Origin of the sequence: Halolamina rubra (genome assembly GCF_000739555.1) — an archaeon.
In the GTDB taxonomy this organism is placed as follows: Archaea; Halobacteriota; Halobacteria; order Halobacteriales; family Haloferacaceae; genus Halolamina; species Halolamina rubra.
The window spans coordinates 79,069-105,807 of record NZ_BBJN01000020.1 but is presented as its reverse complement, the minus strand read 5'-3'; the positions used below and the strand labels follow the sequence as shown (position 1 = coordinate 105,807).

Genomic DNA, 26,739 nt, shown 5'->3' with positions numbered 1-26,739 from the left:
CCGGGTGCTCTCGCCGTCCCACGTCGATCAGGTCGGCGCCGGCGTCGACCATCGCCTCGCGCGCGCGACGGCGTCCTCGACGCGCTCGTACTCGCCGCCGTCGTGGAACGAGTCGGGCGTGACGTTCAGCACGCCCATCACCGCGGTCCGGTCCTGCGGCCACGGGAACTCCCGCTCGGGTGGGCTGTGCTGGATCCCCAACTGCTGGCGGATCTCCTCGCCGAGCCCCGAGAGCCCCCACGGCTGACCCTGCAGCTTCTCGGCCAGCCGCTTGAACTGCGCCATCGTCCCCGAGAGCACCACGTCGTGGAGCTCGCCGCCGGCCCGCAGCGCCGACGCCGAGCACTCGCCGTCGAGCGACAGCATCTCCTGTTTGAGGTACTCGGCCTGGCGCTGCTGGACGCGCGTGTGGAGCACGCGGTGGTCGGCCTTCCCGCGCATCCGCCAGATCCCGGGCTCGGACACCTGCGCCCCGCGCAGGACGGTCTCGGCGTCGTCGATGGAGTCGACCTGTTTGGGGATCTGCACCCGAGTCCACGTCGCCCGAGCCTCGGCGACCGCGTACAGCGACCCGGTGACGAGCAGCGCGTCGTCGTCCGCGGCGTCCTCGCGGGCCAGCGAGAGCGCGTTCGCCACCGAGCCCGTCGAGCGCACGTCGTCGTAGCCGGCGCTCTCGAACGTGCGCGCGAGCACCTCCGGGTCCTCCGCGCGGTCGGTCACGGGCGCGCAGGTCGTCACCCTCGCGCCGTCGGGCAGCGCCGCCGCCATCGCCGCGGTGTCCTTGTCGTGCATCGCGGCGACGACGAGGTGGCAGTCGTCGTAGTCGAACGTCGACAGCGTCTCGGTCACCGTCCCACAGGCCTCGGGGTTGTGGGCGCCGTCGAGCACGGTCAGCGGCGACTGGCTCATCACCTCGAACCGCCCGGGCCAGTCCGCCTTCGCGAGCCCGCGCTCCAGCGCGCCGCGGTCCACGTCGACGCCGAACTCGTCGCCGACCTGCCGTGCGAGCGTGCAGGCGATCCCGGCGTTCATCGCCTGGTGCTCGCCCAGCAGCGGGAGCCGCGCGTCGACGGTCCAGTCGTCGGCGGCGACGCTCACGCCGGCCTGCTGGTGGGTCACCCGACCCTCGTAGGCGACCGTCACGTCGGGATGAGCCTCCGCTTCGGTCGCCCCCTCGCCCGCCCAGTCGTCCTCGCCGACCGTGATCACGTCGCTGGCGCCCAGTTCCTCGGCGACCTCGCGAACGGTCGAGAGCGCGGCGCCCTCGGTGCCGGTGATCAGCGGCCGCCCCTCGGGGGTGACGTGGGCTTTCGTCTCCGCGATCTCCTCGACGGTGTCGCCGAGCACGTTCGTGTGCTCCAGCGAGACGTTCGTCACCGCGCTGGCGACGGGGGCGACCGCCGAGGTGGCGTCGAACTCGCCGCCGAGGCCGACCTCGAGCACGGCCACGTCGACGCCGGCGCGCTCGAACCACCAGATCCCCAGCCCGGTGACGACCTCGAAGAAGGTGAGCGGTGCGCCGTCGGCCGCGCGGTCGACCAGCCACGGCTTCGCTTCCCCGACGAACTCCGCGACCGCCGAGCGGGGCAGCTCCCGGCCGTCGACGCGGACGCGCTCGGTCAGGTGTTCGAGGTGGGGCGAGGTGTACAGGCCGACCGAGAAGCCGGCCTCCCGCAGCGCGGACTCGACCATGCGCGCGGTGCTGCCCTTCCCGTTGGTGCCCGCCACCTGGACGTACGCGGGCCCGTCGTCGGACTCCGGATCGACGCCGACCGCCGCGAGCAACTCCTGTACCGACTCGAACCCGGGCTCCACGCCGAAGCGCCGGAGATCGAACAGGAAGTTCGCGGCCTCGTGGTACTGCATGGGCGACGTTGTGTCCGGTGGGCGTTTGGCCGTTTCGGACGAGCGTGGGGGTTACCGGTGCTAGCTCCAGCTGTCGATCTCGCTCGGGTGGCCCAGTGGCACCGCCCGCGTGCTCTCGTCGACGTGGAGCAGCGCGTCGAACGCGTCTGCGAGCACGGTGTCTGACTCGTAGTCCTCCTCGGGGTCGTACATCCCGCCTGGCTGTCGGACCGGGCGCTCCTCGCGGAGGAACTCGTGCAGGCGGTCCTCGTCGACCGCCGTACGAACGTCGAGAAACAGCGGCGAGCCGTCGACGCGACCGAGTGTCAACCCCACGGAGCCCTCCGGCGCGCCGCCGACGAAACAGTCTCGGAGGCCGTACTCTCCGTCGTCGTCACGGGCCATCGCCTGGTAGGACCCAGTCGCGAAGGAGAACCCCAGTGCCGCGTAAACGTCGCCGTAGCGGTCCGCGAGATGCTGCCCCATCGTGCGCGTCGGCGTGCCTTCGAAGTCGTAGGGAACGCGCTGGACGTGGGCGTTGTGCGCCCAGAGCGCGATTCGGTCGTGGTGGCTCGCGTCGAGCAGCCGAGTCACGCGCTCGGCCATCGCCCAGTCCCGGCGTTTGAGCATCTCGACCTCGGCGTCCGTCGCCCGGTACTCGATCGCGTCCGTCATGGTCTCGCGGTGCAGCTCCGCGCGTTCGACCCGCGCTTCGCTCGTCGCGTCGAGGTACTCGCCCCGACGGTCGTCCAGCGCGTCGCCGAAGGCGTCGACGAACGCACTGGCGTCCGCGACCCGCGAGTCGAACAGGTCGTCGTCGTCCGCATCGAGCCCCCAGTCCGCGAGGCTCTCCAGCGTCTCGCGGTGCCGGTCGAGTAAGGTCGGATCGGCGTCAGCGAGGAACGACTGGAGGGCGTCGGCGCCGCCGACGGCGTACTGGGCGTCGAAGCCGAAGAAGCGGACCCGATCCTCGCGTGGGCGACCGGTGTTGAACTCGCGTATCCACTCCACCAGATCGGCCAGTTCGGTCACGTACCACGGCCAGAAGTACGTCGCCGCCAGCGCCTCGGCCGCCGAGTCGGGAGCGTCCGAGGCGTCCCGGACGTAGCGATCCACCGCCAACGTCTCGGAGTAGTTCGCCTCCAACCCGAACAGCCGGAACCCGTGGTCCGCGACGAGGCGGCGGAACAGGTCGGCCTTGAGCCGGAACTGTTCGTGGGTGCCGTGGGTGGCCTCGCCCATGCCGACGACGGTTGAGTCTGCCAGTTCGTCGGCGACGGGCGTCAGGTCCCAGTCCGCGGCGTCGGTGGAGAGCGGTACGGTGTGATCGCCGAGCACCGCAAGGGTTTCGGCGTCGACGGGGTCGGACATTAGTCACAGCCCCGGCTGGCGCCGTCAAAAACTGTTCGGAGTTCGACGTTTCTGCCGATCGGGACCCGTCGACGGCGGCCGCCCCTGCAACGCCGGCCGTCTCCGGTCGGTTTATCGCCCCGCGGGCGAATCCCCCACCCGTGTCAACCACTGACGATCCGCTCGCCTGGGCGCGGGAGTACACGCCGGTGCTCCAGTCCCTCGGCGACGAACACGAGGACGACGAACCGCTCGACGGCTACACGATCGGTCTCGCGACCCACATGGAGGCGGTGTCGGGCTGTCTGGTCGAGGCGCTCAACCGGGCCGGCGCCGAGGTGCTGTTCACCGCCTCAGAACCCCAGTCGACCCACGGCGACGTGGTCGAGTATCTCGACGCCCAGCCCGGGATCACCGCCTACGTCTGGGAGGGGATGACCGACGAGGAGTTCGACGCGGCCCAGCACGAACTGCTCGAACAGGAACCGGACTTCCTGCTCGACGACGGCTGCGAGCTCATCTCGAAGTGTGTCGCCGACCACCCCGAGGTCGCCGAGACCGTACTCGGCGGCGGCGAGCAGACCACCGCCGGGATCACCCGCGCGGAGGCGATGGACGAGGAGGGCGTGCTCGAGTTCCCCGTCTACGGCGTCAACGACACGCCGATGAAGCACTACTTCGACAACGTCCACGGCACCGGCGAGTCCGCGCTGGTGAACGTCTCCATCACCACCAACACCGTCATCACGGGCGAGACGGTCGTCGTCGCCGGCTACGGCTACTGCGGCCGCGGCATCGCCCGGAAGGCCCGCGGGATGGGCGCCCAGACCGTCGTCACCGAGGTCGAGCCCCGGAAGGCGCTCGAGGCCCACATGGACGGCCACCGCGTGATGTCGATGGACGAGGCCGCCGAGATCGGCGACATCTTCATCACCAGCACGGGCACGCGCGACGTGATCCGCCGGGAGCACTTCGAGAAGATGGCCGACGGCGCCCAGCTCGCCAACGCCGGCCACTTCGACGTGGAGATCGACCTCGACGGGCTCGAGGCGTACGCGGAGACTGTCACGGAGCCGAAGGAGGGGATCACCCGGTACACCACCCCGGACGGCCGGCACCTCAACCTGCTCGCCGACGGCCGGCTGGTGAACCTCACCGGCCCCGCGAGCGAGGGCCACCCGGCGGAGATCATCGACACCACTCACGCGATGATGTTCGTCACCGCCTACGACCTGCTGACCCGCGATCACGGCCTCGGTCCGGGGCTCTACGCCATCCCGGACCGACTGGACCGGGACGTGGCCGAGCGCAAGCTCGACACGCTCGACATCGACATCGACGCCGTCACCGAGGCACAGGAGCAGTACGCCGACGACTGGCGACACGAGGACAGCGCGTTCTGACGGAAAAGCGGCGGGCGGTTCGGGCCGTCCTCAGAACGTCCCGACGCCCAGCGTCGACAGCGCGATCGACGCGACCGAGACGGCGACGGTGAACCCGACCGCGAGCCAGTCCCGGGCCGCGAACGCGGACTCGCGGTAGAACGTCCGCTCGCTCCGCGTGTCGAACCCGCGGGCCTCCAGCGCCATCGACTGCGTCTCGATGTTCCGGAACGCGGTCATGAACACCGGGATCAGTAGCGGGATGAAGCTGCGGGCCCGCTCGATCGGGTTCTTCGAGGAGATCTCCAGCCCGCGCGCCTCCTGAGCCTGCCGCACGGTCCCCGCGGCGTCGAGGAACGTCGGGAACAGCCGGAGCGCGGTGCCGACGGCGAAACAGAACGCGTACGGCAGCCCCAGCCCGCGCATCCCGCGGACGATCTCCTCGTTCGACGTGGTCGAGACGTACACCAGCCCCCCGAGGATGAACGAGGTGATCCGCAGCGAGCGCCCGAGCGCGAACAGCGTCTGTCGCTCGGTGAGGAAGATGGGGCCGGCGTCGACGACGACCGGGCCGCCGCGCTCGACGAACCCCGGCCAGACGACGAGGCCGACGACGAACAGCGCGACGATGATGAACCAGACCCGCCGGAGGTTGCGCAGCCCGTCGCCGATCCAGAGCCCGATCAGCGCCGCGACGAACGGGATCGCGATGAACTCGGGGCGGCCGAACGTGTACGCCGGCACCGCCATCGCCACCAGGAGCGCCAGCTTCGCCCGCGGGTCGAGCCGGTGGAGGAAGCTGTCGGCGTCGACGTACAGCGAGGTGCTGCTCATCGGTCCTCACCCTCCGTCGTCGCCGACGCCCCGTCGCCGACCGGCTCGGCGTCGGCCAGCGCGTCGGCGCCGCCGAGCGCCGTCGCGAGCTCCTCGGCGGTGAGCGCGGTCGGTTCGTCCCCCCGGATCGCGTTCGCACACGCCGCCGGGTGCGGCGGCACGAGGTCGTACTCGGCGAGCGTCGCCTCGTCGCCGAACAGCTCCCGGGTCGGGAGGTCGTCGGCGACGGCGCCGTCACGCATCACCACGGTTCGCGGCGCGTACCGCGCGACAGTGCTCATGTCGTGGGTCACCATCACCACCGTCACCCCCTCCTCGCGGTTGAGTTCGGCGACGAGATCCATGAACTGTCGCTGCTGAGTGGCGTCAAGCCCCGTCGTCGGCTCGTCGAACACGATGACCTCGGGGTCGGTCGCGAGGATGCCGGCGAGGGCGACGCGCTGGCGCTGCCCCTTCGAGAACGCGAACGGGTCGGCGTCGTCGAGCCCGTCGAGTTCGACGGTCTCGAGCGCGCGGTCGACCCGCCGGTCGAGCTCATCGCCCTCCAGGCCGAAGTTCTCCGGGCCGAAGGCGACCTCCTCCCGCACGGTTTCGGCGAAGATCTGGTGGTCGGGGTTCTGGAACACGAAGCCGACTTCGCGACCGATCTCGCCCATCCCGTACTCGGGGACGGGCCGGCCACGGTAGCTCACCGTGCCCGTGTCCGCCTCGTGGAGCCCGTTGAAGTGCTTGGCCAGCGTGGTCTTCCCGCTGCCGTTGTGGCCGACCAGCGCCACTACCTCGCCCTCCCGAACCGTGAGGTCGACGCCGTCGACGGCGGTCACCGGCCCACGGTCGGTTTCGTAGGCGAAGTTGACGTCCGAGAGTTCGAACAGGGGCTCGCCCGGGTCCGCGCCGGTGCCGCCCGGCGCGACGCCGAGGTCGGCCGGCGCCTCGTACTCGGCGTCGGCCGCCTCGACGCGAGCGCGGGCTTCCGCGGGCAGCAACGGGAGGTCCGCTGCGGGCCAGCCGAGTTCGTCGAACGCCTCGACCAGCGGCGGGACGGCGACGCGGGCCGCCGCGAGCGCGTCGGTGTCGGTGAACACCTCTCGGACCGTGCCCGAGCGGTAGGGTTTGCCGTCCTTCAGCAGCACCGCGTGGTCCGCGAGCAGCGCCTCCTCGATCTTGTGGGTCACCATCGCGATGGTGTCCGGCCCCGACCAGTCGCCGCCGGCGGCGTCGCCGGTCGAGAGCGTGTTCACCACGTCGACGATGTCGCGGGTCCTTCGGGTCGAGGTCGCTCGTCGGCTCGTCGAGCACGAGCAGTTCAGGATGGGTCGCGGCGACGCCGGCGAACACCAGGCGCTGTTTCTGGCCGCCCGAGAGCCCCGAGGGCTCGCGGTGGGGCGCCAGGTCGTCGAGCCCCACGAGTTCGAGCGACTGCTCGATCCGGGGCTCGATCTCCGCGGGTGGCACCGCGAGGTTCTCCGGGCCGAAGGCGACCTCGGCCTCGACGCTGGTGCCGAACAGCTGCGACTCGTAGTCCTGCAGCACCATCCCCACGTCGCGGGCCATCTCGCTGACCCGCGTCTCGGTGGCGTCGACGCCGAGCACGTAGACCTCGCCCCGGAACGAGCCGTCGATGAAGTCCGGGATGATCGCGTTGAACGTGCGCAGCAGCGTCGACTTGCCGCCGCCGGAGGCGCCCATCACGACGGTGAACGAGCCGTCGGGCACCGCCATGTCGACGCCCCGGAGGACGGGGCCCTCCCGCTCGTCCGGGTCGGTCTCCCCCGTCAGTTCCTCGGGCTCCGGAAGCGTCGCGTCCCGGACGTAGGAGAACACCACGTCCCGGAGGCGAACGGCGGCGTCCTCGCTGTCACTCATCGCGTGGACACCCGTGTCGGCCGCCGAAAGCCGTTTCCCTTCTCACGCGTCCCGAACGATGGTAGAGAAGTTCTCGCCGGCGATGTACGCCGCGACAGCGGTGACGAGGAAGCCGACGGCGCCGAGGCCGATCTGGGCCGTCGACCCGGGCGCGCCCCCGAGCACCAGCACCGCGATCCCGATCCAGACCAGCGGCACCACCAGGATCGCCCAGGCGCCGGCGGAGTTGGCCCGACCCGGGAGGTCCTCGCTCGGAGCACGTCGGGGTAGAGCAGCCCCATCTCCTTCACGCGGGGGTAGGCGAGGTAGAACAGCGGCGGGCCGAGCACGATGGCCGACACCGCGTTGTTGGTGAGGATGATGGGCCCGAGCACCGAGAACGGTATTAGTTCCAGCGCGTCGACGACCCACGCGATGATCGCCGCACACGCCGCCGCGGCCGCGACGGCGACGGCGACGTACTCGATCAGCTGTCGGAGTTTCTGGTCCCGGAAGTCGGGCTCCTCGCCGCTGGAGAGCGGGCCGAGGTTCCCCCAGAGCTTGTAGCCGACCAGCCCGAAGAAGAAGTTCCCGACGAAGCCGCCGACGCTGCCGGGGCCGAACGTGCCGCCGAACACGTCGCCGATGAGGTTCCCGATCGCCGACCCCCACGCCGCCGCGGGGCCGAACGCGATGCCGAAGAACACCGGAAGCACGTTCGCCGGCCGGACGCTGGTCAGCCCCGGCAGGATCGTGAACAGCTTGAACGGGATCAACAGCGCCGCGTACACCGCCGCGACGACGGCCACCAACATTACCATCCGCGTGTCACGCCACATCGTGAGTAGTTCTCGCATGGAACGGGTGCAAGGCTTGCACAGAAGGGCATAAATCCTCCGTCACCAGGCGGTTGCTATCCACGAACGTGGAAGGCGTGGAAAAAAAAAAAAAAAACGGCCCGTCGATCCGGTCAGTCGTGGCGGAACGCGCGCTGGCCGGTCAGCACCATCGCCAGCCCCAGTTCGTTCGCCGCCGCGATGACGTCGTCGTCGTTCACGGAACCGCCGGGCTGGATCACCGCCTCGACGCCGGCCTCGGCGGCCGCCTCGACGGCGTCCGGGAACGGGAAGAAGGCGTCCGAGGCGACGACGGCGCCCTCGGCGGACTTCCCCTCGGCGTCCTTCTCAGCCTTCGTCGCCGCCAGTTCGACGGCGTCGACGCGGGAGACCTGCCCCATGCCGACGCCGACGGTCTCGGTGCCGTCGGCGATCAGGATGCCGTTGGACTTCACGTGCTTGAGCACCTTCCAGGCGAACAGCATCGACTCGAGCTGCTCGTCGGTCGGCTCGCGCTCTGTGACGACCTCGAGGTCCTCGCGGGTGATCGTGGAGCGGTCGCGCTCCTGGACGAGCCGGCCGCCGACGAGCGCCTTCTCGGTGAAGCGCTCGGTGCAGTCCGCGGGGCCGAGCGTGTTGTCGTCGGTTCGGTCGCCCACGTCGAGCACGCGGAGGTTCTCCTTCTGCGTCAGCGTGTCGAGCGCCTCGTCGGTGTACCCTGGCGCGACGACGACCTCCTTGAACGAGTCGACGATCTCCGTCGCGGTCTCGGCGTCGCACTCGCGGTTGAGCGCGACGATGCCGCCGAAGGCGGACTTCGCGTCGGTGGAGAGGGCGTCGCGGTACGCGTCGGCGAGCGTGTCCGCCGTCGCACAGCCGGCGGGGTTGGTGTGCTTGATCACCGCCGCCGCGGGCGCCTCGAACTCCTTGATCAGGTTCAGCGCGCCGTCGGCGTCGTTGTAGTTGTTGTACGACAGCGCCTTCGCGCCCTCGTTCAGTTGGGGCGCGTGGACGACGCTCGGCTCCTCGCTCGCGTCGCTGGCGTACACCGCGGCGTCCTGGTGGGGGTTCTCGCCGTAGCGCAGGTCGTCCTCGCGGCGGTTCGAGACGGTCCGGCGCGCCGGGAGGTCGCCGCGCACGTCGGTCGCCAGGTCGACGCCCACGGGGCGGCCCTGCTCGTCGCGTTCGATCTCGACGGCGCCCTCGGCGAACCACCGGATGGCGCGGGGGTACGCCTCGAACTCCGCCTCGTGGAGCACGCGCTCCTTCAGCGACGCCTCGTCGTCGTCCTCGAACACCGGGACCGTCTCCTGGGTGACGATCGGGCCGTCGTCGACGGCCTCGGTCGCGACGTGGACCGTCGCCCCGGTCGTCCGGACGTTCGCCTCGAGCACCTGGGCGTGGGCGTCGGCGCCTGGGAACGACGGCAGGATCGACGGGTGGACGTTGAGCACAGTTTCCACACTGTCCAGAAATTCCGGGCTCAACACCCGCATGAACCCGTCCAGACAGAGCACGTCGAACTCGTACTCGGCCAGCGCATCGAGGAGGCGCTGCTCGTGGGACGCGCGTGACTCGTCGTCGCCGCGCTCGACGGCGACGTTCGGGATCCCGCGCTCGTCGGCCCCCTCGAGGACCGGCGCGTCCTCGCCGTTCGCGACGACGACCGAGAGCTCGGCGCCGCCGGGCGAAATGTCCGCAATGTGCAGGAGGTTTCGGCCGCGGTTGCCCGCGATACCGGCGATCTTCATGGTCGAGTTGCCGGGCGAGTGCCCAAAGAGCGTTGCGATCGTGGGGGAGTCGATAGGCACGATCGAGCATAGATAAGCCGGTATTTTCGGTACAACTGCAGCGACGTATGCACAGGTGTGTGCTGTCGCCGGCGAGGGTCCGGCAGGGTTTTGTGACTGCCCGGGCGAGCCTCGGGCATGAAGGAGCTTCCCCGTTCGTCGCCGCTGGCGGCGGTGTCGCCGCTTGACGGCCGGTACGCGGACAAGACCGCTGATCTGGTGCCGTACGCGAGCGAGGCCGCGCTGATCGAGGCGCGCCTGCGCGTCGAGGTCGAGTACCTGCTCGCGCTCGGCGACGCCGACGGCGTCGACTGCGAGATCGACGCCGACGAGCGCGCGCACCTCCGCGCGGTCGTCGACGGGTTCGACGCCGACGACGCCGAGCTGGTCAAACAGATCGAGACCGAAGGCACCGAGCAGTTCGCGGCGACGCGCCACGACGTGAAAGCCGTCGAGTACTTCCTCCGGACCGAGACGCCCGAGCGACTCCACCCGTGGATCCACTTCGGGCTCACCAGCGAGGACGTGAACAACCTCGCCCACCGACTGAACGCGAAGGGGGCGGTCGAGGACGTGCTCCTCCCGGCGATCTCGGAGATCCGCGAGACGCTGACCGCGATGGCCCGCGAGTACCGCGACGTGCCGATGCTCGCGCGCACCCACGGCCAGCCCGCGACGCCGACGACGTTCGGCAAGGAGCTGGCGGTGTTCGCCGCCCGGCTCGGCCGCACGGCGGCGCGCGTGCGGGCGGCCGTCGACGATCTCTCGGGGAAGCTCGCCGGCGCCTCGGGCACGTACGCCGCCCACGTCGCCGCCTACCCCGATGTGGACTGGCGAGCGTTCTCGGCTGCGTTCGTCGCCGACCTCGGCCTCGATCACACCCCGCTCGCGACGCAGGTCAACCCGTGTGACGACCTCGCGGCGCTGTTCGACGCGCTCGCCGGCGTCAACAACGTGCTGCTCGATCTCGACCGGGACGTGTGGCGCTACGTCTCCGACCGCTACCTGGGACAGGAGAGCGCCTCCTCGGAGACCGGCTCGTCGACGATGCCCCACAAGGTGAACCCGATCGACTTCGAGAACAGCGAGGGGAACCTCTCGAAGGCCAACGCGGACCTCACGTTCCTCCGCGACTACGTCACCTCCTCCAGGCTCCAGCGTGACCTCTCCGACTCCACGGTGAAGCGCAACGTCGGCGCCGCCTTCGCCCACTGCCTCATCGGCTACCGCAAGACGGCGACCGGGCTGGGGAAGGTCGTCCCGAACGAGCAGGTGATGCGCGAGGAGCTCGAGAACACGCCGGAGATCATCGGCGAGGCGGTCCAGACGATCCTACGCCGCGAGGGCGACACCGAGGCGTACGAGCGCGTGAAGGAGCTCACCCGGGGCCAGCGCGTGACGCTTTCGGATTTCCGCGAGCTGTTCGACGAGCTCGACGTCGACGAGGACGTGCGCGCGGAACTCCGGGCACTCACGCCCGCGGGCTACACCGGCGTCGCCGACGAACTGGTCGGAGAACTCGACTGACGGCCGTCCTCACTCGGCTACTTCTCCCCTCGCTACTTCGAGGTGGCCGTGATCACGGGGATGTCGACGGACTCCTCGACGCTGTCGGCCGTCGAGCCGAACACCACGCGCTTGAGCCGTCCCTTCGTCGGCGCGCCCATCACGATCGCGTCGTAGTACGCCGACTGCTCGGCGATCGCCGACGCCGGGTCTTCGGCCTCGTACAGCCAGGTGTCGAACTCCTCGAACTCGCCGAGGTACTGCCGCGCCGCCGCGAGGTCGCTGGCGGCCGCGGATCGGCGGTCGGCGTCGGCATCAGGGGGAACCACGGTGAACAGTTCGATCCACGCGTTCTCGCGGACGGCCAGCGCACGCGCCGCCCGGACTGTAAGTTCGGTGTGGGGGCCGCCCGCGACCGGCACGAGGATCGACGCCAGGTCGTCCAGCTCGCCGTTCCCGTTGGCGACGACGGTGTCGATCGGGCTGTTGGCGACGATCCGGTCGGTCGTCTCCCGGCGCAGCCCCGCGCCGGAAGACTCCGTGGACGGCCGCTCGACGGCCACCACGTCCGCGCCAGCCTCGACGGCCTCCTGGGCGACGATGTCGGCGGGCGAGCGGGCCGTCGCGACCGCGCTCTCGGTGCACGCGAACTGGACCGGCGGGCCGTCGGCGCTGGCCGCCGTCGTCGACCCCCCCGTCTCGGGCGCCTGCCCCGGCGAGAGCAGCCGCACGGGTCGGTCGGCCTCCCTCGCGAGCGCGAAGGAGAGCTCACGCGCCTGTGTGTCCTCGGTGGGGTCGAGCAGTGTGCCCAGCACTGGTCGCCCGTTCCGAGCCACTGTTCCGTCCTCACCCATACGCAACTGGTCTATTCCCGATCCACATAAGCGACCCGCAGTAATTCCCGAACGCGGGGGACGGCCCGGAAATTCCGCCAATTTCGAGCGTTTCACCCCGTCTTGCCCAGGGCACACCCGGCTCCAGTCACCGGGATGAAGCTCGGTCCGAGGACGACCAGTCGCCGCCCAGCAGCCGCTCGGTCGCCGTCCGGAGCGCGGTCGCCGCCGCGCGCACCGACTCGGCGTCGACGTACTCCCGCTCGGCGTGAGCGACGGCGCCCTCGTCGTCGGCGAGGCGGCCGGGGCCGAACACGACCGTCGGCGCCGGCGCGAAGTACGACGCCTCCGTCGCCGCCCCGAACGGGCGGACCGCGCCGCGCTCGCCCACCCCCGCCCCTTCGCCAGCGGCCGCCGCGGCGTCGGCGAGCGCGTCGACGACCGGCGCGTCGGGATCGGTGGCGAACGCCTCGAGGAACGGGGTCTCGCGCTCGGTAAGGGAGAACGAGACCGACGCGTCCGCGCCCTCGAGCGCCGCCCGGAGATGCGCCTCGAGCGCCCGGCGGAACCCCGCGGCGGTCTCCGGCGGGACGCTACGCCGATCGACCGTTATCTCGCAGCCGGCGGGCACCTGGTTCGTCGACTCGCCGCCGTCGATCCCGGTGGGGACGAGCGTGGCCTCGCCCAGCTGCGGGTGGGCGTCGACGTCGTCGAACGTCTCGAGCGCGCCGAGGAGCGCCCCCGCGGCCGAGACGGCGTTGACGCCCGACTCGGGGCTTGCGGCGTGGGCGGCGGTGCCCTCGACCGCGATCGTCCCCTCGAACCGCCCGCGAGCGGCGGTACACACGTCGAGGCCGGTCGGCTCGCCGACGACGAACGCGTCCGGGTCGGGCAACTCCGCCCCGAGGGGATCGACGCTGGCCCCCGTCTCGCCGGGGCCGCCGGGCGCGACCTCGCCGGTCAGCAGCGCGTGGGCGCCCGTCGAGAGCAGCTCCTCGTCCGGGGTGATCGCGAGCGTGAGCGTCCCGGCGTCGATATCGGCGTCGAGAAACGCCGCGAGCAGCGCCGCGAGCGAGCCCTTCGCGTCGCAGGCGCCCCGGCCGTGGATCGTGTCGCCGTCGCGCTCGTAGGGAACGTGCGGCGAGACGGTGTCGAGGTGGGTGTTGAACACGAGGTGGGGCCGCCCCGAGCCGCGACTGGCGCGGACGTTCCCCGCGGCGTCGACGCGCGGCTCGAGGCCGGCGTCCCGCAGCGCGTCGAGCAGCAAGTCGCGGGCCTCTCGCACGTCCGTCGTCGAGTCGGCCCGGACCGCGTCGGCGAGGAACTCGATCGGGTCGACGCTCACGGCTCGCCCACCGGCACGGGGAGCTCGCCCGCGAAGCGCTTCTCGGCTGGCCCGCGCAGCCGCGCCGGGCCGTCGTCGGGGACGGCGACGCCGAGTTCGCCGCCCGGCGGGGTTACGGAAACCCAGTCGCTTGTGTTCCCCGGGAGCCGACCGAGGCGCTTCGCCGCGGCGGCGACGGCGACGGCGCCGGTGCCGCAGGCTCGCGTCTCCCCCTCGACGCCGCGCTCGAACGTCCGCTGGCGGAACCCGACATCGTCGCGGTCCGGGGCGGCGAACGTCATGTTCGCGCCGTCGGGGAACGCTTCGGCGTGGCGGATCGGCGGCGCGACGGCGTCGACCTCGACCGCGTCCACGTCGTCGACGAACACGACCGCGTGGGGGACGCCAGTGTTCACCGCGGTGATCCGCAGTCCGGCCGCGGGGGTGCCGTCGAGTTCGTCGAGCGCCGCGTCGACGAGTGGCTCCTCGCCCGCGAGCGGGACCGACCCGGGGTCGAACGTCGGTCGCCCCATCTCCACCGCGACGGCGTCGTCGTCCACGACCGCGCGGCGCCGCCCCGCGGGCGTGTCGATGTCGACCGTCGACGCCCCCGAGCGGTCGGCGGCCCACGCGGCGACACAACGCGCGCCGTTGCCGCACATCTCGGCGATCGAGCCGTCGGGCTGGACCAGCGTCATCGTCACCCTCGCGGGGTCGGTGTCGTCGAGCGAGAGGAACAGCACGCCGTCGGCGCCGCGGCGTCCGTCCCCCTCGCCGACCACGCCCGTCTCCCGGTCGCAGTGCGCGCGGGCGAACGCCGCGCGGTCCTCGACGGCGGAGCCCGCGTCCACGACGACGAAGTCGTTGCCCGCGCCGTCGTACTTCTCGAACGGGACGCTCATGGCTCGTGCTCCTCGGGCCGGCGACTTGACGCTGCCGGCGCGTCGAGGCGGCTCACGTCCGCGAGCGACTCCCGGCGGCGCAGGAGCCCGCCGTCGACGGTGACCTCCGCGGGCCGCGGCCGGGAGTTGTACGTCGACGCCATCTCGTAGCCGTACGCGCCGGCGTTGCCGACCGCGAGCAGGTCGCCGCGCTCGGGTCGGGGGAGCGGGCGGTTCTCACAGAGCAGGTCCGCGGTCTCACAGACCGGGCCGGCGACGGTGACGCCGACCTGGTCGCGGTCGCCCGCGTCCCGCGCCAGGCTCCGGACCGCGTGGTAGGCGTCGTACATCGCGGGGCGGAGCAGCGTCGTCAGACCGGCGTCGACGCCGGCGACGACCGTCCCCGGCGCCTCCTTCACCGTGTTCACTCGGGTCAGCAGCACCCCTGCGTCGGCGACGACGTAGCGACCCGGCTCGATCGCGAGCTGGCCGTCGATATCGCCCAGCGCCTCCCGGGTCGCGTCGGCGACGGCGTCGAGCTCCAGCGGGGGCGCGTCCTCGCGGTACGGGACGCCGAAGCCGCCGCCGACGTCGACCGTCTCGACCGCGACGCCCGCGGACTCGAGGTCGCGGGCGAGCTCGCCCAGCCGCCGGATGAGCTCGCGGTGGTCCGCCAGGTCGTCGCCGGAGATTCCGGAGCCGGCGTGGGCGTGGATCCCGGCGAACTCGAACTCACGGTCGATGCGTGCCGCGAGGTCTGGCGCGCGGTCGAGACCGACGCCGAACTTCGGGTGCCCGCCGGTGACGACCTTCTCGTGGTGGCCGGCGCCGACGCCGGGGTTGACTCGCAGGCGCAGGCGGCCGTCGAAGCCGCGGTCGGCGAGTCGGTCGACCGTGTCCGCGGCGCCGGCGGTGATCGTCAGGCCGGGGGCCGCGTCCCAAGCGTCGACGACGTGGTCGAGATCCCCCGCGGGCGGGTTCACCGCGGTGTAGGTCACGTCGGCGCCGGGGACTCCGGCGTCGAGCGCGCGGCGGACCTCCCCCGCCGAGGCGCACTCGATCGCCAGCCCCTCGTCGTGGACGGTTTCGAGCGTCCGGCGGGCGGTGTGGGCCTTCGCGGCGTACTGGATCTCGGCGTCGGGGAACGCGCCGCGGAGCCGGCGACAGTTCTCGCGGACCGCGCGGGGTCGAACACGTACAGCGGCGTCCCGTACTCGTCGGCGAGCGTCGCCAGTCGCTCGCGGTTCCAGTCCGCGAGTCGTCGGACTGCGGGCCCGCCCTGCGAGTCGGCGCCCGCCTCGTCGTCGCGCTGGTCGGCGCTCATTCCCGGAGCGCGCCCTCGCGCTGGGTCGCTTCGAGCGTCTCCCGCTCCAGGCTCGTGGCGACGACGGCGGGCTTGTACGCCTTCCCCGGGATCAACGCCTCCTCGGAGACCGAGGACTCGACGTAGCGCTGGAACGCGCGGCGCTCCGGCGGTAGTCGGCCGTAGTGGACCTCGTCCTCGACGAGGTCGTAGACCGGAATTCTGGGGGTGAGAAGGGTGTCCTCGGCGACGACGGAGTTCTCGCCGACGACGAATCCCGAGGTGACCCGACAGCCCGCGCCCAGCGAGACGCCGTCCTCGACGACGACCGGCGCGTCCTCGACCGGTTCGAGCACGCCGCCGATCAGCGTGTTCGCGCCGAGCTTGACTCCCTCGCCGATCTGGGCGCAGGAGCCGACCACGTCGTTGGAGTCGACGAGGCTGTCGGCGCCGACGTGGGCGCCGATGTTGACGAAGCTGGGCGACATCATGATCACGTCCTCGCCGAGGTAGGAGCCCGGGCGGAGGACGGTGCCGTCGGGCGTGTTCCGCGCGCCGCGGTCGGCGAGGTCGTCGGTCGAGCGCAGCGGGAGCACGTCGTAGTAGTCGACGTCGCCGTAGCTGCGGGGCTGGGTCTCGCGCAGGCCGAAGTTGAGCAGGACGCCCCGCTTCACCCACTCGACGGCCTCCCACTTCGCGGGGCCGACCTGCTCGGCGGCGCGGTGCTCGCCGGCCTCCAGCGCGGCGAGGAAGGCGTCGAGGGTGTCGATTTCGTCGCCGCCGGCGTCGGCGGCGGTAAGTCCGTTCTGGTAGCGGTGCCACAGGTCCGAGATCTCGGTTTCGAGGCTCATTGGTGGTTGGTGGTGGGTCGGTGGGCAATCAATCCTGCAGGAGGTCGGCGAACGCGTAGCGGCCGGGCTCGCGCCCCGCGACGGCGACGGCGGCGTCCAGCGCGCCTTCGGCGAACACACCGCGGTCGCCGGCGCGGTGTGAGAGCGAGACGGTCTCGCGGTTGCCCGCGAACAGCACCTCGTGTGCGCCGGCCACGTCGCCGGCGCGGCGGGCGTGGACGCCGATCTCGCTGGCGTCGCGGGGCTGCTCGCCCTCGCGGCCGTGCTGGCGTTCGGTCAGCTCCGGGCGCTCGGCCTCGACGTCCTCGACCAGCGTGAGCGCGGTGCCGCTGGGCGCGTCGCGCTTCCCGTTGTGGTGCGTTTCGGTGACCTCCACGTCGTAGCCCCGGAGCGAGGCCGCGGCCTCCCGGATCGCGCCGCGGAGCGCGGCGATCCCCCGGGAGAAGTTGCTGGCGTGGAGCACCGGCACCGACTCGCTCGCCTCGTCGAGCTCACCGAGCGGGTCGGTGTCGTGGCCCTCGAGCCCGGTGGTTCCGGTGACGAACGCGGCGCCGTGCGCGGCGGCGATTCCGGCGTACTCCGCGGTGGCTTCCGGCGCGGTGAAGTCGACGACGGCGTCGACGCTCTCCTCGTCGCGCAGCGTCGCGTCGAGTTGGGTGCCGACCGAGGCTTCGACGGTGACCGATCCGGGCGTCCGGGCGACGGCGGCGACGACCTGCACGTCCGCGCGGTCGCCGGCGGATTCGAGCAGTTCCTCGCCCATCCGGCCGCTGGCGCCGGTGACGACGATCCGGGTCGGCTCGGCCGCCATCAGGCGGGCACCTCCGGCGTCGGCTCCTCGGCGACTGCCGCGAGCGCCTCGCGCAGGTCGGCGCGCTTCTCGGTGGAGAGCCGGGTGAGTGGGGAGCGAACGTGCGGCGGGTGGTCCTCGCGGATCGCCATCGCCTCCGTCACCGGGATGGGGTTGGTCTCGACGAACAGCTCGCGGACGAGGGGGGCGAGCTCGTAATGCAGGTCGCGGGCGCGGTCCATGTGCCCCGCCAGCGCGGCGCCGACCATCGCGCCGGTGCGCTCGGGCTCGACGTTGGCGACGACGCTGATCGTCCCGGTGCCGCCGAGCGAGCAGATCGGCAGCGTGAGCCCGTCGTCGCCCGAGAGGACGGAGAACTGCTCGTCGCTCGTGCGTTCGATCACCTCGGAGACGCGGCCGAGGTCGCCGCTGGCGGCCTTGTACCCCCGAATGGTCGGGTGTTCGGCCAGTTCGGCGACCACGTCGACGGGGACGTTCCGGCCCGTTCGCGAGGGGACGTTGTAGACGATGCTCGGCAGGTCGATCGCGTCGGCGATCGTGCGGTAGTGGTCGAGGTAGCCCGCAGCCTCGGGCTTGTTGTAGTACGGCGATATCAGCAGCACGGCGTCGGCGCCGGCGGCCTCGGCGTCCTCGGCGAGGCTGACGGCCTCGTGGGTCGCGTTCGAGCCGGCGCCGGCGATCACCGGCACGTCGTCGACGGCGTCGACGACCGTCTCGACGACGGCGGCGTGTTCGTCGTGGGTCAGTGTCGCGGACTCGCCCGTCGAGCCGACGGGGACGAGCCCGTCGACGCCGGCGGCTTCGAGGCGCTGGGCGTCGGCGGCGAGTCTGTCGTGGTCGATGCTTCGGTCCTCCCGGAAGGGAGTGGTCATGGCGGGGAAAACCCCGCTGAACGGTGTGGTCATTTTGGTGTCGCGTGTGGCGGTCGCTGCGCGGTGCAGTCGGGAGTCCACCGGCGACCGGGCGCGACACCGGCCGGCAGCGGGAGAAAATCAGCGTTTGCTTCGTTTACCGCAGCGGGGTGCGACAGTCGGGGCTCGGCAGAGGGCCTCGCCGGCGAGTCCCGAAGGTCGCGTCATACTCGGTTCCGGGAGTGCGACACCCATAACGGTTCTGCTCCGTCGTCGCCACGAGACATTTATCCACGGCGGAACACGTCGAGGTATGGTCGATCGGTCCCGCAGGACGCTGCTCGCAGCGGTTGCGGGTGTGACGACGTTGGCTGGCTGTGGCGGTGGTGAGACGTCGTCGACGGTTTCCCCCTCCGACAGTGAGCAGCCGACGGAATCGCCCTCCTCGACGACCACCGAATCGTCGACGGCGACAGCGACGCCACCGCCGCTCGAGACGTCGGATCTAGCGTTCTCAGTGAACGTGGTTCGCCAGGCGAGCGAGGACGCGCCCGGGAAGGTTCGCGCGTCGCTGACGAATCGGTTGGGGAGAGCGGTTCGTCTCGTTGGCGGACACCTGATCCCTGTCAGCGGTGGTGTCGCCGACGGTTCGAACGATGCACTCCTGTTGCTCCCCGAAGAATCGGACCGCATCAACGACTACTCGTGGACGCGAGACGGCGACCCTGAAGGGAGGGCGCGGCTCCGAGACGCGACGTACGATGGCTGCTGGCGTGCCCCCGGCGACGGCTTTCTCCGGACGGATCTCGCGGACGCGGCCGAACTCTCCGACGGCGAGACTGTCGAGGCGGAGTTCTACCCCCTCGCCCCCGCGGGTGCCGACTGCCCACAGGGGAGCTACACCGTTCAGGAGGAGCTTTCGGTCGAGGGGACGGACCAGTCGATCCACACCGAACTCACCCTCGACGTCGCCGCCGAAGGCAGCCTCGCCGTGGAGGGATCGCTCTCCGTCGGCGACACCACGGGATCCGCGTGAGACAGAATTTTTTAACGGGTGCCCGGCAACGAACGGATAATGACCGAGATCCACGAGGGCCAGCGCGTCGCGGTGCTCGCCGACGCGCAGAACCTCTATCACACGGCCCAGAGCCTCTACTCCCGGAACATCGACTACTCCGCGCTGCTCGAGAAGGCGGTGATGGACCGCGAGCTGGTGCGGGCGCTGGCGTACGTCATCCGCGCGGACTCGCCGGAGGAGGAGTCGTTCTTCGAGGCGCTCGAGGACATCGGGTTCGAGCGCAAGATCAAGGAGATCAAGACGTTCGGCGACGGCTCCCAGAAGGCCGACTGGGACGTGGGGATCGTGCTCGACGCGGTCACGCTGGCGGAGAAAGTCGACACGCTGGTGCTCGCCTCAGGCGACGGCGACTTCGCGCGGCTCTGCTCACACCTGCGCCACGAGGGCGTCCGCGTCGAGGTGTTCTGCTTCGAGAGCTCGACCGCCGAGGAGCTGATCGACGCCGCCGACGCGTTCCACGACATGGCCGAGCGCGAGGAGGAGTTCTTACTCTGACCAGCCACGGCGCGTGACCAACCGTCGACGCCATGTCGACGGCACGAACCTGATGCCGTGGCTGTGTGTGACCAACAACGGCGCGTGACCAGCCGCGAGCTCCGTCTCGCGGCACCGGAGCCCACGCCGTGGCTCTGTGTAGCCGCCCCCGGGCTTCGAGACGCTTTTCCCCGGCGCGTCCACCCGTTCGGGCATGGCCAAGACCTCGCGTGCGGACCTGCGGACCACGGCCGACTACCAGTTCGGCCGCGGCGCCGGCGACGCGCTGTTCCCCGCGGAGGCCCACCTCGAGATCGACTACTCCACCGGCGGCCGCCCCAGCCAGATCCACGCCCCCGACGGCCGGCTGGCGTCGATGGGCACCGACGGCCGCTTCACGCTCGGCTTCGCGGGCGGGCGCCGCCTCCACGACCGCCTCGACGCGCCCGCCTACCGCGTCTACGTCGGCGACGAGTCCGAACCGTTCGTCCGCGAGGGCGAGAACACGTTCGCGAAGTTCGTCGACGACTGCGGGCCGGAGATCCGGCCGGGCGACGAGGTGCTTGTGGTCCACGAGGACGGCGAGCTGCTGGGCGTCGGCCGCGCGGAGCTCGCCGCCGAGGGGATGCGGGATTTCGGGACGGGGATGGCGGTGATGGTCCGGGAGGGCGTCGACGAGTACGTTGACGCCGCGGAGTAGCCGTTTTCGGGTCTACAGCCCCAGAGCCGTCAGGATCGGGACGCCGGCGGCGACCGACCCCGCGAGGTAGCCGCCGATCGCGCCGCCGTTGAGCAGCGGCAGCCCGGCGTGGGCGCGTCCCGCGAACACCATCCGTAGCAGGACGAACAGCCCGAGGAACGTGCCGACCATCGCCGCCAGCGCGGGGAGGTTCACCGCGAGGTCGACGCCGAGATCGATCGGCGCCGCCGGCGAGAAGTGGGCGGCGCTGGCGACGAGCACCGTCGGCATCACCGCGTCGCCGAGGCCGATGAAGAACGCGTCGCGGTCGGCCACGTCGGGCCCCTCGCCCTCGACCGCGGCCTCCTCGGAGACCGATCCATCGCTACTGCCCTCGGCGTCGTCGTCCCCCGCATCGCTCTCCTCTTCCGCGTCCTCGTCCGGCAGGATCGAGAACCCCAGCGTCAGCGGGATCACCAGTACCACCGGGACGCGGAGATCCATCACGCCCTCCGCGAGGTCGAGCATGTGCTCGGTGCCGTAGACCGAGATCGCGTCGTACACCGCCAGCACGGCGAGTAGGAGGATCGCCGGCAGGACGCCGAAGCTGATGCCGAACAGGCCGGCGGCGCCGGCGCCCATCACCACCCCGGCGGCGTCGATGACGTACCACTCGGGGTACACCCAGAGCGCGACGGCGATCAGCGCCGACAGCGGGATCGCCGCGATGTCGGGGAGGAACACGCCGAGGACGTACCACGCGAGCAGGCCGCTCGTGAACACGACGAACGCCCGCACCACCCAGTCGAAATCGTACCGGAACGCGGCGAGCATCAGCGCCGTCATCACGAGGATCAGGACGACGTAGATCAGGCTGTTCGTGGGGTTCTGGGGGTTCTCGAACTGCTGGTAGCCGCTGGCCTCGAAGGAGGGGACCAGCGCCAGCGCGCCGAGCTGGACGAGCAGGAAGACGAGCGCCGCGAACGCGGTGCCGCGGAACGCACGGGAGGTCATTGCCGGCCGTTCTCCCGCGGGAGGTTTGGCCGTTGTGGTCGCGCGACGCTACCGGGCGTACAGCTTCTGTCCCACCAGCGCCGTGAGCCCGTCCCGGTCCGCCGGCGACACCGCGACGTACGGCTGTGAGACGGGCCCGAACACGTCGACGACGCGCCCGACCGTGTCGAGGCTCTCGTCGACGACCGTCTGGCCGATCCGGGGGTGGTCGCTACCGGGACAGCGAACGATCGCAAGCCCCTGTGCGGTCCGGGAGACCGTGCCGACCCGCTCCATCAGTCCCGGAGGATCGCGACGTACGCCGCGATCGCCTGCACGAGGTCGTTCTTGCTGGCGTCGTCGGCCCCCTGGACGAGCACGCGGCCGCGCTGTTCGTACTCCCGGGAGTAGCTCTTGTCGCGTTCGACGACGGCGTCGTACCCCACCTGCTGGACCGCCTTGGCGATCTCGTCGACCGTGGGCTCCTCGACCGCCTCGTCGATCGGCACCCGCCGGCCCTCCGAACGGCTGTACGCCGCGTCGATGTACGCGGGGTAGACGACGTTCTCGATCATGCGAGAGAAGAAGCCGTGGTCGCGGAAAGCGGTTTTGGTGCCGCTCAGTCGCGTCGTGCGAGCAGCGCCGCACCCGCGCTGAGGGCGGCGACGGCGGCGACGCCGCCGAAGCCGGGGCCTTCAGTCGTCGTCGGCTGCTCGGGCGTCGGCGTCGACTCGGTCACGGCCTCGGTCGGGGTCGCGGTCGCCGTCTCCGTCCCGACGCTCACCTCGGACTTGGCGGTCCACTCCGCGCTCGCGGCCGCGTCGGGGTGGAACCCTTCGGTCAGGTTCCGCGTGGAGTACACCACCGAGCGCGGCGCGGGCTGGCTCAGGTAGTTCGGGTCGACGACCACGCTGGCGTTGTTCTGGCCGGCGGTCGTCGACGCGTACGGCTCCTGCGTGATCAGGCCCTCGAGCCCCTCCTGCAGCACCAGCATCTCGGGGTTCAGTTCGAGGATCGTCTCGTCGGACACCTGGTAGGGGTAGGAGCTGTTGAACGCCTCGACGGCGAGGTTCGTGCCGCCGGCGGCCTCGACCATCGCGTTGATGAACGTCCCGCCGCCGACCAGCGAGCCGCCGCTGAGGGGGACCAGCAGCTCGGGCGACTCCGTGTCGGCCGTGACTTCCTGTGCGGTCACGACGTTCGCGTTCATCCACGCGTTCGCCTCGGCGGCGCCCTCGCAGTTCCCGGTGAGCTTGCCGATCATCGTCGTCTTGTTCGCCACGTCCTCGATCGAGGTCGCGGCCTCGAACTGGTACACCGTCATGCCGGCGTCCCGCAGCGCGGTGACGGTCTCCTCCGGCACGATGTTGGCCGCGAGCACTAGGTCCGCCTCGGTGCCGACGACAGCTTCCGTGCTGTAGCCGAAGCCGCTGGCGGAGACGTTCGTTCGGCTCTCGGCGTCGGCGAGGTAGTGGGCGTTACTGCTGAGCCCGACGACCTGCTCCTTGCCGCCGATCTCCCACATCGTCTGGGCCGCGCTAGCGCCGAGGGTCGTCACCGTCTCGGGCTTCTCCTCGACGGTCACCTCGGTGCCGGTGGCGTCGGTCGACGTGACGGGGAACGAGCAGTCGGGCACTTCCTGCTGGACCGCCGCGTCGGCGTCGACGCTCGGCGTCGACGCGTCGGGCGCGCCGACCGCGCCGGCCGGCGCGACGGCCGCGAGAAGCGTACACAGTACGATCAGTAGCGTCGTTCGCGTTCGCATCGCCTCCACCTCGCGGCTAGTGCAACAAGTATTTGTCTAACGCAACTCAGGTTTGAGTACATGAGCGTCGCGAGGCGCGCCACCGGCTGGTCGGCGGGCTTAGCCGTCGCGCTCGCCGGCGTCGTCGTCGTCAGCGCGGGGATCGGCCCGGTTCCGGTGCCCGCCGAGACGGCGCTGAAGGCCGTCCTCGGGGCGATCGCGCTGCCGACCATCTCCGGGGGTGAGGTCGTCTGGTACCACCCCTTCGAGTTCTCGTTGCGGAGCTCCCACCGCGCGATCGTGATGCGGGTCCGGCTCCCGCGGATCCTGCTGGGCGCGCTGGTCGGCTTCGCCCTCGGCGCCGCGGGCACGGTGATGCAGGGGTTCTTCCGCAACCCGATGGCCGACCCCTCGATCATCGGCGTCTCCTCGGGCGCGGCGGTCGGCGCCGTCGCGTCGATCGTCGTCCCGGCGTCGATCCCGTTCGGGCTGGGGCTGGAGCCCGCCGCGTTCGCCGGCGCGCTGCTCACCGCCTTCGGCGTCTACGCGATCGCGACCGAGAACGGTCGGACGCCGGTGGCGACGCTGCTGCTCGCCGGGGTCGCGGTGCAGACGTTCCTCGGCGCCGTCACCTCGTTCCTCCTGCTGCAGTCGGGCGAGAGCATGCGCCGCGTCGTCTACTGGCTGATGGGCCACCTCGACAACGCCGGGTGGGCGGACTTCGTCCCCGTGGCCGGTGTCCCAGTGCTGCCGCTGTTCGTCCTCGGCTGTTTCGTCGTCCTGCTCGCGTACGCGCGGGACCTGAACGTCCTGCTGCTGGGGGAGGAGGAGGCCGCCGGCCTCGGGATCGAGGTCGAGCGCACGAAGCGCCTGCTGCTCGCGGTGTCGGCGGTCGTCACCGGCGCCGGCGTCGCCGTCTCCGGCGTCATCGGCTTCGTCGGCCTGATCGTCCCCCACGTGATGCGCCTCGTCGTCGGCCCGGACCACCGGATCCTGCTCCCCACGGCGGCGATCACGGGGTCGGCCTTTCTCGTCGCCGCGGACACGGCCGCCCGGAGCGCGCCCCAGGAGCTCCCGGTCGGCATCGTGACGGCCGCGGTCGGCGCACCGTTCTTCCTGTTCCTGCTGCGCAAACGGAGGGTCCACGAGCTATGACCGACGACACCACCGCCACGGCGGGATCGACCGCGGACGCCGGCCCAGTGCTCTCCATCGACGAGCTCTCGGTCAGCCTCGGTGCGACCGAGGTGCTCGACGGCGTGAGCCTCGACGTGGGTCGCGGCGAGCTCGTCGGCCTCGTCGGCCCCAACGGCGCGGGGAAGACGACGCTTCTGCGCACGGCTCGCGGGACGCTCGCCCCAGACAGCGGGGTGGTCCGCGTCGCGGGCGACCCGGTCGCCGACCTCTCGGCGAAGGCGCTCGGCCGCCGGGTGGCGACGGTGCCACAGGACACCTCGATCGCCTTCTCCTTCGCGGTCCGGGAGATCGTCGAGATGGGCCGGACGCCGCACGTGCCGCGGTTCGGCGCGATGGGCGACGACGACCACGCGACCGTCGAACGGGCGATGGAGCGGACCGAGGTCGCCGAGTTCGCGGACCGGCCCGTGACCGAGATCTCCGGGGGCGAGCGCTCGCGGGTGCTGCTGGCCCGCGCACTGGCCCAGGAGACGCCGCTGCTGCTCCTCGACGAGCCGACCGCCAGCCTCGACCCCAACCACCGACTCCGGACGTTCGAGACGGTCGCGGAGCTGGTCGAGGAGGGCCGGACCGCGATCGCGGCGATCCACGACCTCGACACCGCGGCGCGGTACTGCGACCGGATCGTCGTCGTCGCCGACGGCGGGATCGTCGCCGACGGGGCGCCCGAGTCGGTGCTCACCGGCGCGACCGTCGGCGACGCGTTCGACGTGGACGCGGTCGTGACGCCGGACCCCGTCACCGAGCGCCCGCGCGTGACCGCGCTGGCGGACTTGGACCCCGACGCCGAGCCGGAGATCCCGCCGGTCGACCGCGTCCACGTCGTCGCCGGCGGTGGGCGTGCGGGCTCGCTGCTGACCCGGCTCGACCGCGCCGGCGTGGAAGCGACGGTCGGCCCTCTCTCGGCCGGCGACAGCGACGCCGCGGTCGCCGACGCGCTGGGGTTGGAGACGCTCGAGGTCGGCGCGCTCGAGGGCGTCGACGACGCGGCGCTGGAGCGCCTGGGGGTGCTGGTCGAGCGCGCCGACGCGGTCGTCGTCGCCGACGTGGAGCTCACCGCGGGGCTGGCGCCGGTGCTGTCGGCGGTCGCCGAGAGCGGGACGCCGGCGTACTGCATCGAGGAGCGCCCGACGAACGAGCGGACGCGCGACGAGGCGGCTGCGGAGGCGTACCGCCGGCTCCGGGTCGGCGAGGCCGGCGTCGCGGCGTCGACGCCGGAGCTGCTGGCCGCCCTCGCCTGAGTTCCGTCATCCTTACTCCCGCCGGCCGCCGAAGCCATGTATGGAGCGGCCCTGCGTCGTCGTCGCCCGCGCGGACGGCGAGGCGACCCGACAGCGACTCGCCGAGGCGGACCTGATCGACCAGTCGTTCGGCATCGAGGTCGCCGACGGCGACCTGTACATCCCCGTGACGGACCCCGACGCGGTGCCGGCGGACCTGTCGGTCACCCGGCGGGACGTGCCCTCGCGGACGCCCCAGCGCACGCCCGCGGACCTGCTCGGCTACGAGCCGACGTACGAGCGACTCGGCGACGTAGTGCTCGTCGACGAGGACGACCCCGACCGTGCGGCGGCGATCGCGGAGGCGGTCGTCGAGTCGGACATCCCGGTCCGGAGCGTTCTCAACCGCGACTCGAAAGTGAAAGGCGAGACCCGCGTCCGGGACTGGGAGGTGCTGGCCGACGAGGGCGACGACGGGGCGCCCACGGAGACGGTCCACCGCGAGTACGGCCACGAGTTCGCCGTCGACGTGGACGAGGTGTACTTCTCGCCGCGGCTCGCCACCGAGCGCAACCGCGTCGTCGAGCAGGTCGAGCCCGGCGAGCACGCCCTGGACATGTTCGCCGGCGTGGGGCCGTACGCGATCCCGATGGCGAGCGCGGGCGCGGAAGTGGTGGCCTGCGACATCAACTCCGAGGCGATCGCGTACCTCGAGGAGAACGCCGAGCGCAACGGCGTCGCCGACCGGATCACCACCCACGTCGGCGACGTGCGCGAGCTGACCGAGGAGTACGCCGACTGGGCGGACCGGCTGGTGATGAACCTCCCGCACACCGCGGCGGAGTTCGCCGACGCCGCGGTCGCGTTCGCGGGGGAGTCGTGTGTGGTCCACCTCTACGACATCCAGCACGAGGACGCGCCGTTCGAGCGGGCGACGACGGCGCTCGAAGAGGCGGCCGGCGACGAGTACGCGGTGACGGTGCTCGAGGAGCGGGTCGTGCGCTCGTACGCGCCCCACGAACTGAACGTCTGCCTCGACGCGCGGCTCGACCGGATCGACTGACTGCGCCGGGTTTCGGAACCCTTATGTCCGCGTTGCCGGTACGTGGGGA

General features: G+C 71.5%; 24 protein-coding genes and 2 pseudogenes. 8 read left to right on the top strand and 18 right to left on the bottom strand.

The genetic code is table 11. From position 1 onward, the window contains the following. Positions 1–27 precede the first annotated feature (27 nt). Together ACP95_RS05865 and ACP95_RS05860 are read right to left on the bottom strand one after the other, a co-directional pair. Positions 28–1,866, bottom strand: coding sequence for a bifunctional folylpolyglutamate synthase/dihydrofolate synthase (locus ACP95_RS05865; protein WP_049980309.1), 1,839 nt, complete (start codon positions 1,864–1,866; stop codon positions 28–30). A 60-nt stretch (positions 1,867–1,926) separates the two neighbouring features. Next, positions 1,927–3,216: an erythromycin esterase family protein gene (locus ACP95_RS05860; protein ID WP_049980308.1), complete on the bottom strand. Its 1,290-nt coding sequence runs from the start codon at positions 3,214–3,216 to the stop codon at positions 1,927–1,929. 140 nt (positions 3,217–3,356) lie between these two features. Between ACP95_RS05860 and ACP95_RS05855 the strand changes: the two genes are divergently transcribed. Then, entirely contained in the window at positions 3,357–4,598 is a 1,242-nt protein-coding gene (locus ACP95_RS05855; protein WP_049980307.1) for an adenosylhomocysteinase, read from the top strand. A 30-nt stretch (positions 4,599–4,628) separates the two neighbouring features. Here ACP95_RS05855 and ACP95_RS05850 read toward each other — a convergent pair whose 3' ends face one another. The 5 genes and pseudogenes from ACP95_RS05850 to purH all read right to left on the bottom strand — a co-directional run bounded on the left by ACP95_RS05850 (position 4,629) and on the right by purH (position 9,843). Continuing rightward, positions 4,629–5,411, bottom strand: a complete 783-nt coding sequence (locus ACP95_RS05850) for an energy-coupling factor transporter transmembrane component T family protein (protein ID WP_049980306.1) — start codon at positions 5,409–5,411, stop codon at positions 4,629–4,631. Beyond that, the gene (locus tag ACP95_RS05845; RefSeq protein WP_202593787.1) at positions 5,408–6,652 is read right to left on the bottom strand and encodes an energy-coupling factor ABC transporter ATP-binding protein; all 1,245 of its coding nucleotides are present in this window, start codon (positions 6,650–6,652) and stop codon (positions 5,408–5,410) included. Before ACP95_RS05845 ends, ACP95_RS05850 begins: the two co-directional genes overlap by 4 nt. Positions 6,653–6,749: 97 nt before the next feature. After that, positions 6,750–7,100: pseudogene (locus tag ACP95_RS16610) on the bottom strand (ATP-binding cassette domain-containing protein); the annotation flags it as partial. A gap of 173 nt (positions 7,101–7,273) precedes the next feature. Continuing rightward, positions 7,274–8,113, bottom strand: coding sequence for a QueT transporter family protein (locus ACP95_RS05840; RefSeq protein ID WP_202593786.1), 840 nt, complete (start codon positions 8,111–8,113; stop codon positions 7,274–7,276). A 113-nt stretch (positions 8,114–8,226) separates the two neighbouring features. Further along, positions 8,227–9,843 (bottom strand): bifunctional phosphoribosylaminoimidazolecarboxamide formyltransferase/IMP cyclohydrolase, encoded by a 1,617-nt coding sequence (gene purH / locus ACP95_RS05835; protein ID WP_049980304.1) that lies wholly within the window; start codon positions 9,841–9,843, stop codon positions 8,227–8,229. Positions 9,844–10,020: 177 nt separating this feature from the next. Here purH and purB point away from each other — a divergent pair, with 177 nt between their 5' ends. Next, positions 10,021–11,409 carry an adenylosuccinate lyase gene (gene purB / locus ACP95_RS05830; protein WP_049980303.1) on the top strand — a complete coding sequence of 463 codons (1,389 nt, stop codon included), beginning with the start codon at positions 10,021–10,023 and terminating at the stop codon, positions 11,407–11,409. A gap of 32 nt (positions 11,410–11,441) precedes the next feature. On the opposite strand, the gene ACP95_RS05825 is transcribed toward purB, so the two are convergent. The 7 genes and pseudogenes from ACP95_RS05825 to dapA form a co-directional block, all read right to left on the bottom strand. Continuing rightward, positions 11,442–12,242, bottom strand: a complete 801-nt coding sequence (locus tag ACP95_RS05825; RefSeq protein WP_049980302.1) for a universal stress protein — start codon at positions 12,240–12,242, stop codon at positions 11,442–11,444. A gap of 127 nt (positions 12,243–12,369) precedes the next feature. Then, positions 12,370–13,566, bottom strand: coding sequence for a M20/M25/M40 family metallo-hydrolase (locus tag ACP95_RS05820; protein ID WP_049980301.1), 1,197 nt, complete (start codon positions 13,564–13,566; stop codon positions 12,370–12,372). After that, the gene (gene dapF / locus ACP95_RS05815; protein ID WP_049980300.1) at positions 13,563–14,447 is read right to left on the bottom strand and encodes a diaminopimelate epimerase; all 885 of its coding nucleotides are present in this window, start codon (positions 14,445–14,447) and stop codon (positions 13,563–13,565) included. Before dapF ends, ACP95_RS05820 begins: the two co-directional genes overlap by 4 nt. Next, positions 14,444–15,750: pseudogene (gene lysA / locus ACP95_RS05810) on the bottom strand (diaminopimelate decarboxylase). Before lysA ends, dapF begins: the two are co-directional and overlap by 4 nt. Further along, entirely contained in the window at positions 15,747–16,580 is an 834-nt protein-coding gene (locus ACP95_RS05805; protein WP_049980299.1) for a 2,3,4,5-tetrahydropyridine-2,6-dicarboxylate N-succinyltransferase, read from the bottom strand. Before ACP95_RS05805 ends, lysA begins: the two are co-directional and overlap by 4 nt. 28 nt (positions 16,581–16,608) lie before the next feature. After that, positions 16,609–17,391, bottom strand: coding sequence for a 4-hydroxy-tetrahydrodipicolinate reductase (gene dapB, locus ACP95_RS05800; RefSeq protein ID WP_049980298.1), 783 nt, complete (start codon positions 17,389–17,391; stop codon positions 16,609–16,611). Next, positions 17,391–18,296 (bottom strand): 4-hydroxy-tetrahydrodipicolinate synthase, encoded by a 906-nt coding sequence (dapA, locus tag ACP95_RS05795; protein WP_049980316.1) that lies wholly within the window; start codon positions 18,294–18,296, stop codon positions 17,391–17,393. Before dapA ends, dapB begins: the two co-directional genes overlap by 1 nt. Before the next feature lie 259 nt (positions 18,297–18,555). Here dapA and ACP95_RS05790 point away from each other — a divergent pair, with 259 nt between their 5' ends. The 3 genes from ACP95_RS05790 to ACP95_RS05780 all read left to right on the top strand — a co-directional run bounded on the left by ACP95_RS05790 (position 18,556) and on the right by ACP95_RS05780 (position 20,494). Further along, positions 18,556–19,278, top strand: coding sequence for a hypothetical protein (locus ACP95_RS05790; protein ID WP_049980297.1), 723 nt, complete (start codon positions 18,556–18,558; stop codon positions 19,276–19,278). A 39-nt stretch (positions 19,279–19,317) separates the two neighbouring features. Further along, the gene (locus tag ACP95_RS05785) at positions 19,318–19,815 is read left to right on the top strand and encodes a LabA-like NYN domain-containing protein (protein WP_049980296.1); all 498 of its coding nucleotides are present in this window, start codon (positions 19,318–19,320) and stop codon (positions 19,813–19,815) included. Positions 19,816–20,008: 193 nt separating this feature from the next. Then, entirely contained in the window at positions 20,009–20,494 is a 486-nt protein-coding gene (locus tag ACP95_RS05780; RefSeq protein ID WP_049980295.1) for a PUA domain-containing protein, read from the top strand. Positions 20,495–20,506: 12 nt separating this feature from the next. Here ACP95_RS05780 and ACP95_RS05775 read toward each other — a convergent pair whose 3' ends face one another. From ACP95_RS05775 to ACP95_RS05760, 4 genes are read right to left on the bottom strand one after another with little or no spacing between them, the layout of a single operon-like run. Further along, positions 20,507–21,487, bottom strand: coding sequence for a presenilin family intramembrane aspartyl protease PSH (locus ACP95_RS05775; RefSeq protein ID WP_049980294.1), 981 nt, complete (start codon positions 21,485–21,487; stop codon positions 20,507–20,509). A gap of 48 nt (positions 21,488–21,535) precedes the next feature. Continuing rightward, positions 21,536–21,763, bottom strand: coding sequence for an H/ACA ribonucleoprotein complex subunit GAR1 (locus ACP95_RS16310; protein ID WP_049980293.1), 228 nt, complete (start codon positions 21,761–21,763; stop codon positions 21,536–21,538). Beyond that, complete coding sequence (gene srp19, locus ACP95_RS16305) at positions 21,763–22,041, bottom strand: signal recognition particle subunit SRP19 (protein ID WP_049980292.1); 279 nt, start codon at positions 22,039–22,041, stop codon at positions 21,763–21,765. The genes ACP95_RS16310 and srp19 overlap by 1 nt, the downstream gene beginning before the upstream one ends. A 44-nt stretch (positions 22,042–22,085) precedes the next feature. Beyond that, positions 22,086–23,231: a PGF-CTERM-anchored ABC transporter substrate-binding protein gene (locus ACP95_RS05760; protein ID WP_049980315.1), complete on the bottom strand. Its 1,146-nt coding sequence runs from the start codon at positions 23,229–23,231 to the stop codon at positions 22,086–22,088. A gap of 60 nt (positions 23,232–23,291) precedes the next feature. Here ACP95_RS05760 and btuC point away from each other — a divergent pair, with 60 nt between their 5' ends. The 3 genes from btuC to ACP95_RS05745 are packed head-to-tail and all read left to right on the top strand — an operon-like array spanning position 23,292 to position 26,690. Next, on the top strand, positions 23,292–24,365 hold the full coding sequence (gene btuC / locus ACP95_RS05755) for a vitamin B12 ABC transporter permease BtuC (RefSeq protein WP_049980291.1): 1,074 nt from the start codon (positions 23,292–23,294) through the stop codon (positions 24,363–24,365). Then, on the top strand, positions 24,362–25,648 hold the full coding sequence (locus ACP95_RS05750; protein WP_154018475.1) for an ATP-binding cassette domain-containing protein: 1,287 nt from the start codon (positions 24,362–24,364) through the stop codon (positions 25,646–25,648). Before btuC ends, ACP95_RS05750 begins: the two co-directional genes overlap by 4 nt. 40 nt (positions 25,649–25,688) lie before the next feature. Further along, positions 25,689–26,690 carry a class I SAM-dependent methyltransferase gene (locus ACP95_RS05745; protein WP_049980290.1) on the top strand — a complete coding sequence of 334 codons (1,002 nt, stop codon included), beginning with the start codon at positions 25,689–25,691 and terminating at the stop codon, positions 26,688–26,690. Positions 26,691–26,739 lie beyond the last annotated feature (49 nt).